The 15028-nt window shown below is 66.5% G+C and carries 17 protein-coding genes; 16 read left to right on the top strand and 1 reads right to left on the bottom strand.

Annotated elements, in window-relative coordinates:
- Window positions 1-152 precede the first annotated feature (152 nt).
- The 5 genes from ABRP17_RS07855 to xth all read left to right on the top strand — a co-directional run bounded on the left by ABRP17_RS07855 (window position 153) and on the right by xth (window position 5567).
- The gene (locus ABRP17_RS07855) at window positions 153-788 is read left to right on the top strand and encodes an SCP2 domain-containing protein (RefSeq protein WP_192082268.1); all 636 of its coding nucleotides are present in this window, start codon (window positions 153-155) and stop codon (window positions 786-788) included.
- Window positions 785-2440: a ubiquinone biosynthesis regulatory protein kinase UbiB gene (gene ubiB / locus ABRP17_RS07850; protein ID WP_349985354.1), complete on the top strand. Its 1656-nt coding sequence runs from the start codon at window positions 785-787 to the stop codon at window positions 2438-2440. The genes ABRP17_RS07855 and ubiB overlap by 4 nt, the downstream gene beginning before the upstream one ends.
- The gene (locus tag ABRP17_RS07845; protein WP_349985395.1) at window positions 2437-3186 is read left to right on the top strand and encodes a pseudouridine synthase; all 750 of its coding nucleotides are present in this window, start codon (window positions 2437-2439) and stop codon (window positions 3184-3186) included. Before ubiB ends, ABRP17_RS07845 begins: the two co-directional genes overlap by 4 nt.
- Before the next feature lie 157 nt (window positions 3187-3343).
- Window positions 3344-4756: a coniferyl aldehyde dehydrogenase gene (locus ABRP17_RS07840; RefSeq protein WP_349985353.1), complete on the top strand. Its 1413-nt coding sequence runs from the start codon at window positions 3344-3346 to the stop codon at window positions 4754-4756.
- 43 nt (window positions 4757-4799) lie between these two features.
- On the top strand, window positions 4800-5567 hold the full coding sequence (gene xth / locus ABRP17_RS07835; RefSeq protein ID WP_349985352.1) for an exodeoxyribonuclease III: 768 nt from the start codon (window positions 4800-4802) through the stop codon (window positions 5565-5567).
- Between the two features lie 73 nt (window positions 5568-5640).
- Here xth and ABRP17_RS07830 read toward each other — a convergent pair whose 3' ends face one another.
- Complete coding sequence (locus tag ABRP17_RS07830; protein ID WP_188325447.1) at window positions 5641-5892, bottom strand: GlsB/YeaQ/YmgE family stress response membrane protein; 252 nt, start codon at window positions 5890-5892, stop codon at window positions 5641-5643.
- Window positions 5893-5988: 96 nt separating this feature from the next.
- Between ABRP17_RS07830 and ABRP17_RS07825 the strand changes: the two genes are divergently transcribed.
- From ABRP17_RS07825 to ABRP17_RS07775, 11 genes are all read left to right on the top strand, one after another.
- Window positions 5989-6576, top strand: a complete 588-nt coding sequence (locus ABRP17_RS07825; RefSeq protein WP_223202935.1) for a 4'-phosphopantetheinyl transferase superfamily protein — start codon at window positions 5989-5991, stop codon at window positions 6574-6576.
- Between the two features lie 38 nt (window positions 6577-6614).
- Window positions 6615-7253, top strand: coding sequence for a 16S rRNA (guanine(527)-N(7))-methyltransferase RsmG (gene rsmG, locus ABRP17_RS07820; RefSeq protein ID WP_349985351.1), 639 nt, complete (start codon window positions 6615-6617; stop codon window positions 7251-7253).
- 111 nt (window positions 7254-7364) lie between these two features.
- The gene (locus ABRP17_RS07815; protein WP_349985350.1) at window positions 7365-8162 is read left to right on the top strand and encodes a ParA family protein; all 798 of its coding nucleotides are present in this window, start codon (window positions 7365-7367) and stop codon (window positions 8160-8162) included.
- The gene (locus tag ABRP17_RS07810) at window positions 8162-9085 is read left to right on the top strand and encodes a ParB/RepB/Spo0J family partition protein (protein WP_188325443.1); all 924 of its coding nucleotides are present in this window, start codon (window positions 8162-8164) and stop codon (window positions 9083-9085) included. The genes ABRP17_RS07815 and ABRP17_RS07810 overlap by 1 nt, the downstream gene beginning before the upstream one ends.
- A gap of 35 nt (window positions 9086-9120) precedes the next feature.
- Window positions 9121-9849 carry a suppressor of fused domain protein gene (locus tag ABRP17_RS07805; protein WP_349985349.1) on the top strand — a complete coding sequence of 243 codons (729 nt, stop codon included), beginning with the start codon at window positions 9121-9123 and terminating at the stop codon, window positions 9847-9849.
- Complete coding sequence (locus ABRP17_RS07800; RefSeq protein ID WP_349985348.1) at window positions 9846-10811, top strand: NAD-dependent epimerase/dehydratase family protein; 966 nt, start codon at window positions 9846-9848, stop codon at window positions 10809-10811. The genes ABRP17_RS07805 and ABRP17_RS07800 overlap by 4 nt, the downstream gene beginning before the upstream one ends.
- A 90-nt stretch (window positions 10812-10901) precedes the next feature.
- Window positions 10902-11624, top strand: a complete 723-nt coding sequence (locus ABRP17_RS07795) for a glycosyltransferase family 2 protein (RefSeq protein ID WP_349985347.1) — start codon at window positions 10902-10904, stop codon at window positions 11622-11624.
- Entirely contained in the window at window positions 11624-11965 is a 342-nt protein-coding gene (locus ABRP17_RS07790; protein ID WP_188325439.1) for a lipid-A-disaccharide synthase N-terminal domain-containing protein, read from the top strand. Before ABRP17_RS07795 ends, ABRP17_RS07790 begins: the two co-directional genes overlap by 1 nt.
- A 145-nt stretch (window positions 11966-12110) precedes the next feature.
- The gene (locus ABRP17_RS07785) at window positions 12111-13886 is read left to right on the top strand and encodes a DUF885 family protein (protein WP_349985346.1); all 1776 of its coding nucleotides are present in this window, start codon (window positions 12111-12113) and stop codon (window positions 13884-13886) included.
- A gap of 68 nt (window positions 13887-13954) precedes the next feature.
- On the top strand, window positions 13955-14566 hold the full coding sequence (locus tag ABRP17_RS07780) for a hypothetical protein (RefSeq protein ID WP_349985345.1): 612 nt from the start codon (window positions 13955-13957) through the stop codon (window positions 14564-14566).
- Between the two features lie 58 nt (window positions 14567-14624).
- Entirely contained in the window at window positions 14625-15002 is a 378-nt protein-coding gene (locus ABRP17_RS07775) for a hypothetical protein (RefSeq protein ID WP_349985344.1), read from the top strand.
- The last annotated feature ends 26 nt before the right edge of the window (window positions 15003-15028 follow it).

Below are 15028 nucleotides of genomic sequence, written 5' to 3'. Positions count from 1 at the left end.
GGGCATTGCCCGGCTTCGTCGTTCCTGTGGATGGGTGAGTTACGCCGGAGCGGGGCATGTAGCGCCGAGCCACGCTCGGCGAGCTGTGTCGGCCGTCGCGACACCGGCAGGATTCCGCAGCGATCTGCCACCAGGCAGGTAGAATGCGCACCATGCCTCTTTCCCTGCTCAAGTCGCTCAAGCCGGTCGCCGGCCGCGCCCTGCAAGCCGCGCTGAATCGTGCGCTGGCGCTGGATCCCGATACCCGTCAGGCGTTGACCGCGCTGGATGGCCGACATATCGACCTGACTCTGGACGCCCCTGCGCTGGCCATGAGGATCAGTGTGCATGGCGAGCAGCTTGAGGTCGGCCCGGTCGACCACCGCGAAGCCGATCTGGCGGTGCGCAGCAGCCTGGCCGGTGTGCTGGCCCAGTTGCCGTTGCTGGCCAGGTCGCGCAGCGAACAGGGCGACCCGGCGGGCCGCGTACGAGTGGCCGGGGATGCCGAACTGGCCCGCCGTCTGCAGCAACTGGCCAAAGGCTTTGATCCGGACTGGCAGCTGCCGTTCGTGCGCGTCTTCGGCGAGGTGCTGGGCGTGCAGGTGGCCAACGCACTGCGCAGCGCGCTGCAGCACGCACGCCGCGGCGTCTCCGATCTGGCCCATACGGCGGCGGAGTACGTGACCGAGGAGTCCCGCGACGTGGTGCCGCGTGGCGAGCTGGACGCGTTCCATGACGACGTGGACGTGCTGCGCGACGACGTCGAGCGTCTGTCGGCGCGCGTGCAGCGCCTGCGGGGTGCCGCATGAAGGCCCTGCTGCGGGCCAGCCGCATTGGCCGCATCATCCTGCGCTATCGCCTGGATGACCTGCTGCAGGACACGCCGGCCGAACGCTGGCTGCGCCTGGCCAAGCCTTTCGTGCCGCGTGCGTCGGCCGACATCGCCGCACAGTCGCGTGGTGCCCGGCTCCGCCTGGCGCTGCAGGATCTGGGTCCGATCTTCGTCAAGTTCGGCCAGATCCTGTCCACCCGCCGTGACCTGGTGCCGCCGGACGTCGCGGTCGAGCTGACCCTGTTGCAGGACCGGGTCAAGCCGTTCGACGGTGAAACCGCGCGCCGCATCGTCGAAGACACACTGGGCATGCCGGTCACCGAAGCCTTCGCCAGCTTCGATACCGAGCCGCTGGCCTCGGCGTCGATCGCGCAGGTCCACGCGGCGACGTTGGGCGACGGACGCCAGGTCGTGGTCAAGGTGCTGCGGCCGAACATCGAAAAGCAGATCGTCGCCGACATCGCGTTGCTCAATTCGCTCGCCACACTGGTCGAGCGCACCCACCCGCGTGCCGATAAGATCCGTCCACGCGAAGTGGTGGCCGAGATCGAGAACACGTTGTCGGCCGAACTGGACCTGCAGCGCGAAGGCGCCAATGCCAGCGTGCTGCGCCGGTTCTGGGAGCACTCTGACGATCTGTACGTGCCGGAAGTGATCTGGAGCCACACCGCCGAACGCGCGCTGACGCTGGAGCGCGTCTGGGGCATTCCCTCCGATGACATCGAGGCGCTGGACCGCGCCGGCATCGACCGCGTGGCGCTGGCGGCCAAGGGCGTAAGGGTGTTCTACACCCAGGTGTTCCGGGACAATTTCTTCCATGCCGACGCCCACGCCGGCAACATCTGGGTCGACGTCGATCCGGCAAGGCGGGCGAATCCGCGCTTCATCGCGCTGGACTTCGGCATCATGGGCCAGCTCTCGCAGGAGGATCAGTACTACCTCGCCGAGAACTTCATGGCCATCTTCAACCGCGATTACCGGCGCATCGCCGAGCTGCACGTACAGGCACGCTGGATGCCCGATCACGTGCGCATCGACGATCTGGAAGCGGCGGTACGCTCGGTGTGCGAGCCCTATTTCACCCGTCCGTTGTCGCAGATTTCGCTGGCCGAAGTGCTGATGAAGCTGTTCCGCGTGGCGCAGCGCTACCAGTTGACCCTGCAGCCGCAGTTGATCCTGCTGCAGAAGACCCTGCTGAACATCGAAGGCGTCGGCCGACAGCTCGATCCGCAGATCGATATCTGGGCAGTGGCCAAGCCGGTGCTGTCGAAGATCCTGCGCGAGCGCTACAGCCCGCGCCGGGTGCTGCGCGAGATCGGCAAGCGGGTGCCGGAGATCATGACCCACGCCCCGGACATGCCGCGCCTGGTGCATGCCTGGCTGAGCCAGCAGGTCGAAGGCCGGCATGAACTGTCGATGCGCTCACGCGACCTGGCCGCGCTGGATGTCAGTTTGCAGCGCCTGCAGAAGCACGCCGTGGGCGCGATCACCGGTGTCGGCCTGTTGGCGATCGCCGCGCTGATGTATGTCCTGCAGCCATCGGGCTGGTACATCGGCGACATGCCGGTGTGGAGCTGGGTCTCCGGCGCACTGGGTGCGTTCGCGTTGGCGCGGGCATGGTGGCGATGATGGTGGGCGAATCGGTGGCCGATGAGGCCGTGGCGGCTGTCGCATCGCCGCCGCTGCAGCTGCTGCATCAGGACGAGCGCCTGGCCGTGGTTAACAAGCCCGCCGGGTTGATGGTCCATGACAGCAAGCTGGCGCGCGGCGAGGATGATTTCCTCGCGGATCGACTGCGTGAGCAGCTGGGCCGTCAGATCTTCCTGGTCCACCGGTTGGATCGCGCGACCAGTGGGTGCCTGCTGCTGGCCTTTGATCGCGATACCGCGAGCGCGCTGGGCAAGTCGCTGATGGGCGGCGAGGTGATGAAGGATTACCTGACGGTCTGCCGTGGCTGGCCGGCCGAAGCGGCCTGGCGCGTGGACCACGATCTGGATGGCGGCCCGGGCAAGCCGGTGAAAAAGCAGGCCATCACCGATTTCCAGCGGTTGCAGACCGGCGAGCTGGGCGTGCCGAGCGGGGAGTTCACCACCTCACGCTATGCGATGCTGCGCTGCCAGCCGCAGACCGGGCGCTTCCGGCAGATCCGTCGGCATCTCAAGCACCTGTCTCACCACATGATCGGTGACACCAGCCACGGCGACGGGCGGCACAACCGGATATTCCGCATGCAGGGCGTGCACCGCATGCTGCTGCACGCCGAGCGGCTGCGTTTTCCGCATCCGGAAGGCGGCGTGGTCGACGCGCGCGCCCCGCTGGACCGTGAGTTCCAGAAGGCGCTGGACCTGTTCGGCTGGGACGTGCCGTCCGCCTGAGCGTCGGTACCCCGAGCCGGTAGCGCCGAGCCATGCTCGGCGGGGTGTATCCGTCGTCTTCGACAAACCGCCGCCGAGCATGGCTCGGCGCTACCGGGCGTTCCCATGTGCTCCCGGTAGTGACGGCCGCTGTCCGTCAGGCCCTTTATAGTGGGGCATGACAGCAGATACCGACCCCGCCGACCTTCCTGCCCTGCTGCAGACACTGCGGATCGCGTGGCAGGCGCAGCGTCCCTCGATCGACCAGCGCGAGGACGACCTGCGTCGCCTGCGTACGGCATTGAAGGCGCGGATGGATGACATGGCCACGGCCATCGCCGCGGATTTCGGCCACCGTTCGCACGCCGAATCGCGCATCGCCGACGGCATGAGCGTGCTGTCGGCCATCGATCATCTGCTCAAGCACCTGCGTCGGTGGTCGCGGCCACGGCGTGCCAATGCGGGCTGGAAGCTGTGGCCAGCGCGTGCGCAGCTGCGCCCGACCCCGCTGGGCGTGGTCGGCGTCATCTCGCCTTGGAACTATCCGATCACCTTGGCGTTGGTGCCGCTGGCCACGGCCATCGCGGCCGGCAACCACGTGCTGCTCAAGCCCTCAGAGCACACGCCGCGAAGCAGCGCTTTCCTGGCGGAGCTGCTTGCCAGCGTGTTCCCCGCCGCACGCGTAACGGTGGTGCAGGGCGGTGCGGACGTGGCCTCGGCCGTGGCCGGTCTGGCGCTGGACCACCTGGTGTTTACCGGGTCCACAGCCATTGGCCGGAAGGTCATGGCGGCGGCGGCGGAACACCTGGTGCCGTTGACCCTGGAACTGGGCGGAAAGTCGCCGGCCATCGTGTGCAGCGACTTTCCCCTGCAGAAAGCGGCGGCGCGGTTGGCCACCGGTAAATGGTTCAATGCCGGACAGACCTGCATCGCACCGGACTACGTGCTGGTTGATGGCCCGCGCCAACGCGCGTTCGTGCAGGCACTGCAGGAGCAGGTCGTCCAGCGCTACGGGGATTTCAGCGACGCCACCGATTACACCCGGATCATCAATGAAGGGCAGTACCAGCGGCTGCTCGGTTATCTGCAGCAGGCGCGCGACCGCAACGTGGAGGTCATTCCGTTGGCCACCATCGATCCGCTGCGTGCAGCCCGCGAACGGTTGCTGGCACCTACCGTGGTACTGGATCCGCCGGACGACCTGGACCTGATGCAGCAGGAAATCTTCGGCCCGATCCTGCCGGTGCGCGCCTATGCGGACCTGGATGCCGCCTTGGCCGATGTGGTGGCACGGGATCGGCCGCTGGCGCTGTATCCCTTCAGCCATGACCACGCCAAGGTGGATCGCATCCTCGCTACGGTGGTGGCTGGCGGAGTGACGGTGAACGACACGCTGCTGCATTTCGCTGCCGATGGTCTGCCGTTCGGGGGTGTGGGTGCCAGCGGCATGGGCGCGTACCACGCACGCGCCGGCTTTGATGCCATGAGTCGGTCGATGCCGGTGCTGTGGCAATCCCGCTGGGCCGCGACCGATTTCCTGCGGCCGCCGTACGCGCGGATACAGGGGCTGCTCAAGCGGCTGGTCGGGTAGCACGAACGGGAGGGTGGCGGGCAGGGCAGGTACAATTCCCGCCATGAAAATCGCCTCGTGGAACGTCAACTCCCTCAACGTCCGCCTGCCGCACCTGGAGCAGTGGCTCAAGGATGCCGGTCCGGACATCGTGGGCATCCAGGAAACCAAGCTGGAAGACCACAAATTCCCGGATGCCGCGCTGGCCAGCGCCGGCTACCGCAGCGCGTTCGCCGGGCAGAAAACCTATAACGGCGTGGCGCTGTTGTCGCGTGAACCGGCCGAGGACGTGCAGATCGGCATCCCCGGCTTCGAGGACGAACAGAAGCGGGTGATCGCGGGCACCTTCGGCGACCTGCGGGTAATCAATCTCTACGTGGTCAACGGCCAGGACGTCGGCACGGACAAATACGCCTACAAGCTGCGCTGGCTGGAGGCGGTGCATGCGTGGATCGAAACCGAACTGCAGAAGTATCCGAAACTGATCGTGATGGGGGACTTCAACATCGCCCCGGACGAGCGTGACGTGAACGATCCGCTGGTGTGGAACGAAAACCACATCCTGACTTCGACCGCCGAGCGCGGGGCGTTGAACAAGCTCCTGCAACTGGGGTTGCACGACGCGTTCCGCCTGCACAGCGACGAGGCCGGGATCTTCAGCTGGTGGGACTATCGCGCCGCGGGATTCCGCCGCAATCTTGGCCTGCGGATCGACCTGACCCTGGTGTCTGATGCCCTCAAGGCATCCGCCGTTGCGTCGGGCATCGACCGCGAGCCGCGGACCTGGGAGCGTCCCAGCGACCATGCACCGGCATGGGTGCAGCTGGATTGAATCGACGAGGCCCGACCTTGGCCGGGCCCCGTCCTGATGCGTCTGCCGGCCAGCGGCCGACCCTACCGCAGCGTCAGCGGATGCTCTTGCGGGTAAACAGGTTGACGATGGCCAGCAGGATCACCGCACCGATCAGCGAGAACAGGAACGTGCGTACCGTGATCGCTTCGTTGATGCCGCCGCCGAACAGGAACCCGGCGATCAGCGCACCGACGATGCCGACCACCACGTTGAGGATGATGCCCTGCTGGGCATTGCGTCCCATGATGATGCTGGCAAGCCAGCCTACGATGCCGCCGACGATCAACCAGATAATGATGCCCATTGCCCCATCTCCTATCTCAAAGAGATTCCAGTTGACGCGTATGGCCGTGAAACCGCTGTGCAGTGGCGTTGACGGGGCGCTGGCATGAGCGCGGGGATGTCAGGGCAGGAAAGGTGGCGGTTCGGTCCCGTCACGGTGTGGCGTCGCCCGCACGTGCCCGGCCAGCGCGGTGAGCCGCAGGCACGACAGGTGCTGGCGCAGGCCTTGGGGGGCGATCCGCTGGCCTTGCCGCTGGTTCGCGACCCCCGTGGCCGCCCGGAACTGTCGGCTGCGTTGTCGCGCTTCGGCACGGGCTGGAGCCACAGCGGCGATGTCCTGCTGGTCGCACTGGGCGAAGGGGTCCGGCTCGGCGTTGACCTGGAGCTCCTGCGCCCGCGCCCGCGCATGTTGGAGATCATCCGCCGGTTCTTCCATCCTGCAGAGATCGCGTGGCTGGAGGGCCTTGCCGAGGAAGCCCGCGTGCAATGGTTCTTCCGTGTGTGGTGTGCGAAGGAGGCGATGCTGAAAGCGGACGGGCAGGGCATTTCCTTCGGCCTGCACCGCCTGCAGTTCGGCCCGGCTGACGACGGCACGCTGCAGCTGCAATGGTGCGATCCGGCGTTGGGCCACGCCGCGCGCTGGCACCTGCACGAGTGGCAGGCCAGCGCCAACTTCCGCGCCGCGCTGGCGTGGCATGTCGCCTGACCTGCTTACCGCAGCAGGAAACCGGCGATAATGCCCACATGAGCGAACTTACCCTTCCACCTGCCGTCGCCGACACGCTGCAGCGTGGCCTGGCCGACATGGGCCTGCCGGCCGATCTGGCGCCGCCCCTGCTGCGTTACCTGGCCCTGCTGCACCGCTGGAACCAGACCTACAACCTCACCGCGATCCGCGATCCGCAGGAGATGGTGACCCGCCACCTGCTCGACTCGCTGGCCATGCGACCGCATGTGGTGGACGGGTCGCTGGCCGATCTCGGTACCGGTCCCGGCCTGCCCGGCATTCCGTTGGCCATCGCCTGCCCCGGCCTGCAGGTCACCCTGGTGGAGAGCAACGGCAAGAAAGCGCGCTTCATGCGTGAAGTCGTGCGCCAGCTGGGACTGACCAACGCGCGCGTCGCCGAGTCGCGGGCAGAGGCGCTGGATGAGCCCGGCCAGTACGATCAGTTGACCGCGCGTGCGATGGATACGCTGGAAGGCATCGTGCGCGTCGGCGGCCATCTGTTGCGCCCCGGCGGCGTGCTGCTGGCGATGAAAGGGGTCCACCCGCACGATGAGATCGCCGCGCTGCCCGCGGGTTGGCAGGTGCGCGAGGTCGTGGCGCTGAAAGTGCCCGGCCTGGCGGGAGAGCGCCATCTGGTCAGCGTTGGCGGCCCCTGAAGGGCACCGCGCTTGCCTGCTGGACAAGGCCGGGATGAAGCCCGATTTCCGCCCGGGGCCGGTTGTACGCATAATGACCAGCCCCAGCAACCGTCGACGAGGCTCACCCGCATGGCCCGCATCATCGCCATCGCCAACCAGAAGGGTGGCGTCGGCAAGACCACGACCGCCGTCAACCTGGCCGCCGCCCTGGCCAACGCGCCCAAGCGGGTGTTGTTGGTCGACCTCGATTCGCAGGGCAACGCGACGATGGGCAGCGGCGTCGACAAGCGCGAGCTGGAAGCGTCCACCTGCGATCTGCTGCTGGGCGAAAGCACGGCCGTGGAAGTACGGCTGAAAGCGGCCGAGGGCTACGACCTGCTGCCTGGCAACATCGACCTGACCGCCGCCGAAATCCAGTTGATGGGCCAGGGCGAGCGCGAGCAACGCCTCAAGCGCGCGTTGGCACCGATCCGCGATGAGTACGACTACATCCTGATCGACTGCCCGCCGGCGCTTTCGCTGCTGACGTTGAACGCACTGGCCGCCGCCGATTCGATCCTGGTGCCGATGCAGTGCGAGTACTACGCCCTTGAAGGCCTGAGTGCGCTGGTGGAAACCATCGAAGCGCTGCGTGGCAACCTCAATCCGACGCTGGAAATCGAAGGCGTGCTGCGCACCATGTTCGATGTGCGCAACAACCTGGCCAATGCCGTGTCCGGCGAGCTCACCGAACACTTCGGCGACCTCGTGTTCCGGACCATCGTGCCGCGCAACGTGCGCCTGGCCGAGGCGCCCAGCCATGGGCAGAGCATCGTCGGCTACGACCGCGCTTCGCGCGGCGGCGTGGCCTACCTCGGCCTGGCCGGCGAGATCATTCGACGCAACAACGAACGCAACAAGGCCTTCGCGGCCGTGGAGACCGTCTGATGAGCACCAAGCCCGCAGCAGGGAAGAAGCGTGGCCTCGGCCGCGGCCTGGATGCCCTGCTGGGACCGAAGGCATCGGTCAGCCAGGTGCAGGCCACCGCGGTGATCGAGCCGTTGCCGGGCGAAGTGCTGCGCAGGTTGCCCATCGGCCAGCTGCAGCCGGGCAAGTACCAGCCGCGGCGCGAGATGGACGAGACCAAGCTTGCCGAGCTGGCCGATTCGATCCGCTCGCAGGGCGTGATCCAGCCGATCCTGGCGCGTCAGCTGCCGGGCGGCAACTACGAAATCGTCGCCGGCGAACGCCGCTGGCGTGCATCGAAGCTGGCGGGGCTGGATGAAGTGCCGGTGGTGGTGCGCGAGCTGGAAGACCGCACCGTCATCGCGATGGCGCTGATCGAAAACATCCAGCGCGAAGACCTCAACCCGCTGGAGGAAGCCGAAGCCCTGCAGCGCCTGATCAGCGAGTTCACCCTGACCCATGCCGAAGCGGCCGAGGCGGTTGGCCGCTCGCGTGCGGCGGTGTCCAACCTGCTGCGCCTGCTGGAACTGCCGATCGCCATCCGCGTGCTGCTGGAGTCGCGCCGCCTGGAGATGGGGCATGCGCGTGCATTGCTGACGCTGGCGCCGGAACTGGCCAGCAAGCTTGCGCAGGAGGCGGCAGACGAAGGCTGGTCGGTGCGCGAGGTGGAGCGCCGTGCGCAGGCCTTCGCGGCCGGCAAGGTGCCCAGCAACCGGCCACAGGCGGCAGCGAAGACCGCGCCGCAGGCCGACATCGCATCGCTGGAAACCGAACTGAGCGAGTCGTTGGGCGCCAAGGTGGCGATCACCCACGGCCGTGGTGGCAAGGGCAAGCTCATCATCCATTACTCTGACCTGGATACGCTGGACGGCGTGCTCGAACGGCTGCGCGCCCAGCGCGCGTGAGCGTTCGACAGCGCACCCCTGGCCAGGAGCCGTCCATGAGCAACGACTACGACGAGGTCAGTCCGGGCGGCAGTCCGATCCATCGGCACCGTGACGAGAACGCCTTCACCGCTGCATCCGAAGGCCCCAACGTTGCCGCGATCGCGGCACACATCGCGCAGCATCTGGGGCCGGTTGCGGGTGTGTACCACGAGATCATCTCCGACACGGTGCGCATCGACCTGCATGTCGTGGCGGCCACGGGTGCATTCCCTTTCCTGCGCATCGTCACCTCGGGCATGAGCGATCTGCCGATGGATGTGCCGGAAGGCGCCGAATCGCCTGACCGTCTTGAGTTGATGGTGACCCTTCCCGGCACCTGGCCGCTCAGTGAGACGGCGCTTGCCGACGAACGCAGCTATTGGCCGTTGCGGCTGTTGAAGACCTTGGCGCGGCTGCCGCACAAGTACGATACCTGGCTGGGCTTTGGCCACAGCATTCCCAACGGCATGCCCGCCGAACCCTATGCGACGACGGTAGGGTTCCAGGGGGCGTTGATCCTGCCGCCCGCCAGTGCACCCGATGCCTTCGCCCACCTGACCACTGACGATGGCACGCTGATCGGCTTCATGGCGGTGGTGCCGGTCTATCCCGAAGAGATGGCATTGAAGCTGGAAGACGATGCGGAAGCCTTGCTGGCCCGCTTCAGCGCCAAAGGCATCAGCGACATCATCGATCCCTTCCGGCTCAACGTCGGCGCAACGCATTACGGCCTGCATTCATGACGATCCTGCTTACCGGCGCGGCCGGCTTCATCGGTGCGTATGCCGCGCAGGCCCTGCTGCAGGCCGGTCGCCCGGTGGTCGGGCTGGACAACTTCAACGACTATTACGATCCACAGCTCAAACGTGATCGGGTCGCCGCGCTGTGTCCGCAGCTCGACCTGCGCACGCTGGATCTCACCGATCGCGATGGCCTGGGCGCGCTGTTCGACGAGGTGCGGCCCACCGCGGTCATCCACCTGGCAGCGCAGGCGGGCGTGCGCTATTCGCTTGAGAATCCGCACGCCTACGTCGACAGCAACATCAGCGGGTTCGTCAACATCCTGGAACTGTGCCGCCACCGCAGCGTGCAGCATCTGGTCTACGCCAGCAGCAGTTCGGTGTACGGCGACTCGGCAACGCCGCCCTTCTCCGAAGACCAGCGCGTGGACCAGCCGCGTTCGTTGTATGCGGCCACCAAGGCAGCCAACGAGCTGATGGCCTATACCTACGCACAGCTGTTCGGGCTGAAGGCCACCGGCCTGCGGTTCTTCACCGTGTATGGGCCATGGGGGCGACCGGACATGGCGCCGCTGTTGTTCTCGCGTGCGGTGCTGGCGGGCCGATCAATCGACGTGTTCAACGAAGGGCGCATGCAGCGTGACTTCACACATGTTTCCGACATCGTCGCCGGTATTCTCGGCGCGCTCGCACATCCCGGCGACGGTCCTGTGCCGCACCGCGTGTTCAACCTCGGCAACCACACCCCTGTGGAGCTGGAGCGGTTCATCAGTGTGATCGAGCAGGCCGCAGGCCGCCCCGCCACCAAGGTCTACAAGCCCATGCAACCGGGCGACATGGTCCGCACCATGGCCGATACGCGTCGCGCTCATGACGCATTCGGCTATGAGCCGGCCCTGCCGATCGAGCAGGGTCTGCCCCCGGTGGTGGCATGGTGCCGCGACTATTTCGGCGATCGTGCCTGATCCACCGTTGCTGGGCAGCCGGGTTCATCTTCGGCTAACCTCGGCAGCGGAGAATGCGCGCTCTTTGTTTTCACCCCGGCCGAGTGCCCCATGAGCCATCCCGAGCTGTCCGTTGTGGTCCCGGTGTTCAACGAACGCGATAATGTCGCGCCGCTGGTGGCTGAAATCACCGCCGCCCTGCGGGGACGCATCGCCTTTGAAATCGTCTACGTCGACGACCAGTCACGCGACGACACGCTGGCGGTGCTGCAGGCGCTGAAGGCCCAGACGCCGGAACTGCGCGTGCTGCACCATGTCAGCCAGAGCGGGCAAAGCACGGCCGTGCGCAACGGGGTCAAGCATGCGCGGGGCGCCTGGATCGCGACCCTGGACGGTGACGGCCAGAATGATCCAGCCGATATTCCCGGGCTGCTCGACGCGCGTGCGCGGGCTGATGCCAGCGTCAAGCTCTTCGCCGGTTGGCGGGTGAACCGCAAGGACAGCGGCAGCAAGCGCTGGGCCAGCCGCTGGGCCAATGCGATCCGTGCGCGCATGCTGCGCGATGACACGCCGGACACGGGCTGCGGCATCAAGCTGTTCGAGCGCGAGGCCTTCCTGGACCTGCCGTACTTCGATCACATGCATCGCTATCTGCCGGCCTTGATGCAACGTGCCGGCTGGCAGACCACCAGCGTGCCGGTCAACCACCGCCATCGCACCACGGGCGTGTCCAAGTACACCAACCTGGGCCGCGCGCTGGTCGGCATCCGCGACCTGCGCGGCGTGGCCTGGCTGATCACCCGCAGCCGCCGTACTGTCGTGGAAGAAGCCTGATGGAACTGCACTGGCTGGACCAGCCGCTGACCTGGTTGTACTGGACCGGGCTGCATGTGACGGGTTGGAAGCTGATCGGCTATACCGGCGCGCTGATGTTCGGGGGCCGCTGGCTGGTCCAGTTCGTCGCCTCGCGGCGTGCCGGTAAACCGGTGATCCCGCGCCTGTTCTGGTACATGAGCGTGGTCGGCAGCCTGATGACGCTGAGCTACTTTCTGTTTTCGGCCAAGCAGGACTCCGTCGGTGTGCTGCAGAATCTGTTCCCGGCGTTCACTGCCCTGTACAGCCTGAAACTGGATATCGACCACCGCGGCTGGAAGCGCGACAAAGCCGCGCACTGACGGGGCGACGCACACCCCTGCGTCCACCGCCCCTGCGTAGACGTGATCGACGCCATTGCCCGGCACGGGCAGGACATTCGACCCATGTCGCAGGCAGCCAACGGTGCCATGATCGGTGGTCTGCCTTCCCGGGAACCTGTCGCTCGTGAAAAACCGTCTTGCCGTTGCCCTGCTGATTGCCCTTTCCTCGCCGTTGGCCGTCCATGCCGCCGTGCCCACTGCCACGACCGCGCCGGCCAGCGTCGCCAACGAACGCGCTGTCGATGCCGCGTTCCGCGCTATCTATGAAAAGGAATGGGCCTGGCGCCAGGAGGGCGGCGGTGAAGCCAGCGAAGACGGCGATGCGCCGGCCAGCGCGGCACGGCTGCCCGACGTGGGCCCCGCCGCGCAGCAGGACCGGCTGAAGGTCTGGGACGAGGTGCTTGCGCAGCTGGACCGCACCGACGTCAAGGCGCTGTCCCCGGTGAACCAGGTGAACTTCGCGATCTATCGCGACCAGGTCTTCAACCTGGCCCAGGAAGTGCGCCTGCGGACCTACGAGATGCCGTTCAACTCCGACTCGTCGTTCTGGTCCAACCTGTCCTTCATGGCACGGCGCGAGATGAAGACCGCGCAGGACTACCGCAACTACATCGCCCGCTTGAATGACGTACCGCGCTACTTCGGCCAGCAGACCGACAACATGCGGGCCGGCCTGAAGCGCGGCTTCAGCGTGCCGCGCGCGGTGCTGGATGGACGTGAGGTGGCCATTTCCAACGTTGCCGACCTGAAGGATCCGACCGAATCCCCGCTGTACGCACCGTTCAAGAAGCTGCCCGCCAGCATGCCGCAGGCGGAACAGGCCGCGTTGCAGGCGCAGGCACGCGAGGCGATCAGCGGCAAGGTCATCCCGGCGTTCCAGCAACTGCGTACGTTCTTCCTGCAGGACTACGTGCCGCAGGCGCGCACCACGCTGGCAGCCGAAGCCATGCCCGATGGCAAGGCGTTCTACAAGCAGCAGATCCACGAATACACGACGCTGGACCTGACCCCGGATGCGATCCATCGCATCGGGCTGGATGAGGTGGCACGCATCCAGAAGGAAATGAACGCCATCATCCAGCAGGTCGGTTTCAAGGGCAGCTTCGATGAGTTCCTGACCTTCCTGCGCACCGATCCGCAGTTCTACGCGAAGACCCCGGACGAGCTGCTGCATCGTGCGGCGTGGATCTCCAAGCGCGTGGACGGGGTGATCGGCAAGTACATGACGCTGCCGCGTGCGCGCTTCACCATCGTGCCGGTGCCGCCGGACATCGCGCCGTTCTGGACCGCCGGCCGCGGTGGCATGGGCACCTACTGGCTGAATACCTACAACCTGCCGGCGCGCCCGCTCTACAACCTGCCCGCACTGACCCTGCACGAATCAGATCCCGGCCATGCGCTGCAGGGTGCGTTGGCCGCCGAACAGGGTGACCTGCCGGCGTTCCGTCGCACCAGCTATATCTCCGCCTACGGTGAAGGCTGGGGGCTGTACTGCGAAAAGCTCGGCATCGAGATGGGCATCTATGAGACCCCTTACGAAGACTTCGGCCGCCTGACCTACGAAATGTGGCGTGCGGCGCGTCTGGTGATCGATACCGGCGTGCACAGCAAGGGCTGGTCACGTGACAAGGCCATTGCCTACCTGCGTGACCACACGGCGCTGAGCGAGCATGAGGTCACCACCGAAGTCGACCGCTACATCTCCTGGCCGGGACAGGCCCTGAGCTACAAGCTGGGTGAGATCGCCATCGTCCGGCTCCGCGCACAGGCCGAACGGGAGCTGGGCGACAAGTTCGACATCAAGGCCTTCCACGACGCCGTGCTGGAACAGGGCTCAGTGCCGTTGCCGGTGCTTGAGCAGCAGATCCGGGCGTTCATCGCAGAGCGCAAGCGCGCATGAGCGATCCACGGTAGCGCCGCAGCAGGGATGCGGCAGCCTTGGGGGGGTCACCTTCAAAAGGCTGCCGCATGAACAACGTTCCGGATGATTTCTCCATTCAGTGGCGAACCTTCAGCGTATCGCAGGGGGTCGTGCAGCCCTCGGGCGAGCCACCGGCATGGGCGCCGCTCTCGGTGACCAACGCGCCAGCAATGACCACCACCACGACAATGTGCGGCATGCCGTGCTACCAGCATGGGCTGCGCACCAGTGTCATGGACCTGTTGACCCACGCGGAGCGCAGTACCCTCTACCTGGATTACGCCGTACATTCTTCCGCACTCGCCGATCCGGAGCGCATCATCGCGGTGCGCCCGGACCAGGCCGAGGCTCACCTGACCTACCGGCAGTTGTGCGAGCCGGGAAGCTTCTGCGTGCGTCGTGATGAGGCGGGCGGCTTCGTACTCGTGCATCGTCCGCGGCCGGCTGCGGGGGCAGGGGCACTGGTGCCGCTGGTGCGTACGCTGCTGGAGTTTTCGGCACAGGGCTGGCGCCTTCAGGTACCGGAGACAGCTCGCCCGGCATGGAATGGCGTACGTGATGTGCACTTCTCCAGTCTGGACGCGCTGAAAGCGGCGCTGCCGCCCGGCATGAAGGAGGTGACGGGCGCGTCGCTTGATATCGAGGCGACCCATCTGTAGCGGCGCATGCGGTCGCTGCGATTGTGTAACGCCCGATGCGCCCGCTACCCTGCGGGTGATGATCCGTCCACCCCGCCACCGCCGCTTGTTCCTGCTCCGCCTGCTGATGCTGGTGGTGGTGGCGCTGGGTACCGCCGGCGGCGCGCTGGCATCGGCATTGGGTGACCTGCACGAGCTGTCGCACGCGGATCATCCGGCCGTGCCGCATGGCAGCCTGGAAAGCGATAGCGGTCACGACGATGAAGAGGTCGGCGACCGGCTGCTGCATGCGCTGGTGCATTGTGGCCATTGTCACGGGCAGGGCGGGCAGCTGCCGATGGGGCACGCTGGCTGGTGCAGCTTGTCTCCCGGCGTCGTTCTGCTCGACGCGGTGTACGACGCCGGCGGGACATCGATGATGCCCGATAGTCTGCTGCGTCCTCCGATCCAGGGCTGATCCACCGCCGGCCCGCAGCCGGTGAT

The organism is Stenotrophomonas sp. WHRI 8082, from assembly GCF_040223995.2.
In the GTDB taxonomy this organism is placed as follows: Bacteria; Pseudomonadota; Gammaproteobacteria; order Xanthomonadales; family Xanthomonadaceae; genus Stenotrophomonas.
This window is presented reverse-complemented; position numbering and strand designations above follow the sequence as displayed.

What these genes read in the sequence shown, in the direction of transcription:
- ABRP17_RS07855 (WP_192082268.1), top strand. Translation starts at nt 153, where the DNA reads ATGCCTCTTTCCCTGCTCAAGTCGCTCAAGCCGGTCGCCGGCCGCGCC.
- ubiB (WP_349985354.1), top strand. Translation starts at nt 785, where the DNA reads ATGAAGGCCCTGCTGCGGGCCAGCCGCATTGGCCGCATCATCCTGCGC.
- ABRP17_RS07845 (WP_349985395.1), top strand. Translation starts at nt 2,437, where the DNA reads ATGATGGTGGGCGAATCGGTGGCCGATGAGGCCGTGGCGGCTGTCGCA.
- ABRP17_RS07840 (WP_349985353.1), top strand. Translation starts at nt 3,344, where the DNA reads ATGACAGCAGATACCGACCCCGCCGACCTTCCTGCCCTGCTGCAGACA.
- xth (WP_349985352.1), top strand. Translation starts at nt 4,800, where the DNA reads ATGAAAATCGCCTCGTGGAACGTCAACTCCCTCAACGTCCGCCTGCCG.
- ABRP17_RS07830 (WP_188325447.1), bottom strand. Translation starts at nt 5,892, where the DNA reads ATGGGCATCATTATCTGGTTGATCGTCGGCGGCATCGTAGGCTGGCTT.
- ABRP17_RS07825 (WP_223202935.1), top strand. Translation starts at nt 5,989, where the DNA reads ATGTCAGGGCAGGAAAGGTGGCGGTTCGGTCCCGTCACGGTGTGGCGT.
- rsmG (WP_349985351.1), top strand. Translation starts at nt 6,615, where the DNA reads ATGAGCGAACTTACCCTTCCACCTGCCGTCGCCGACACGCTGCAGCGT.
- ABRP17_RS07815 (WP_349985350.1), top strand. Translation starts at nt 7,365, where the DNA reads ATGGCCCGCATCATCGCCATCGCCAACCAGAAGGGTGGCGTCGGCAAG.
- ABRP17_RS07810 (WP_188325443.1), top strand. Translation starts at nt 8,162, where the DNA reads ATGAGCACCAAGCCCGCAGCAGGGAAGAAGCGTGGCCTCGGCCGCGGC.
- ABRP17_RS07805 (WP_349985349.1), top strand. Translation starts at nt 9,121, where the DNA reads ATGAGCAACGACTACGACGAGGTCAGTCCGGGCGGCAGTCCGATCCAT.
- ABRP17_RS07800 (WP_349985348.1), top strand. Translation starts at nt 9,846, where the DNA reads ATGACGATCCTGCTTACCGGCGCGGCCGGCTTCATCGGTGCGTATGCC.
- ABRP17_RS07795 (WP_349985347.1), top strand. Translation starts at nt 10,902, where the DNA reads ATGAGCCATCCCGAGCTGTCCGTTGTGGTCCCGGTGTTCAACGAACGC.
- ABRP17_RS07790 (WP_188325439.1), top strand. Translation starts at nt 11,624, where the DNA reads ATGGAACTGCACTGGCTGGACCAGCCGCTGACCTGGTTGTACTGGACC.
- ABRP17_RS07780 (WP_349985345.1), top strand. Translation starts at nt 13,955, where the DNA reads ATGAACAACGTTCCGGATGATTTCTCCATTCAGTGGCGAACCTTCAGC.
- ABRP17_RS07775 (WP_349985344.1), top strand. Translation starts at nt 14,625, where the DNA reads ATGATCCGTCCACCCCGCCACCGCCGCTTGTTCCTGCTCCGCCTGCTG.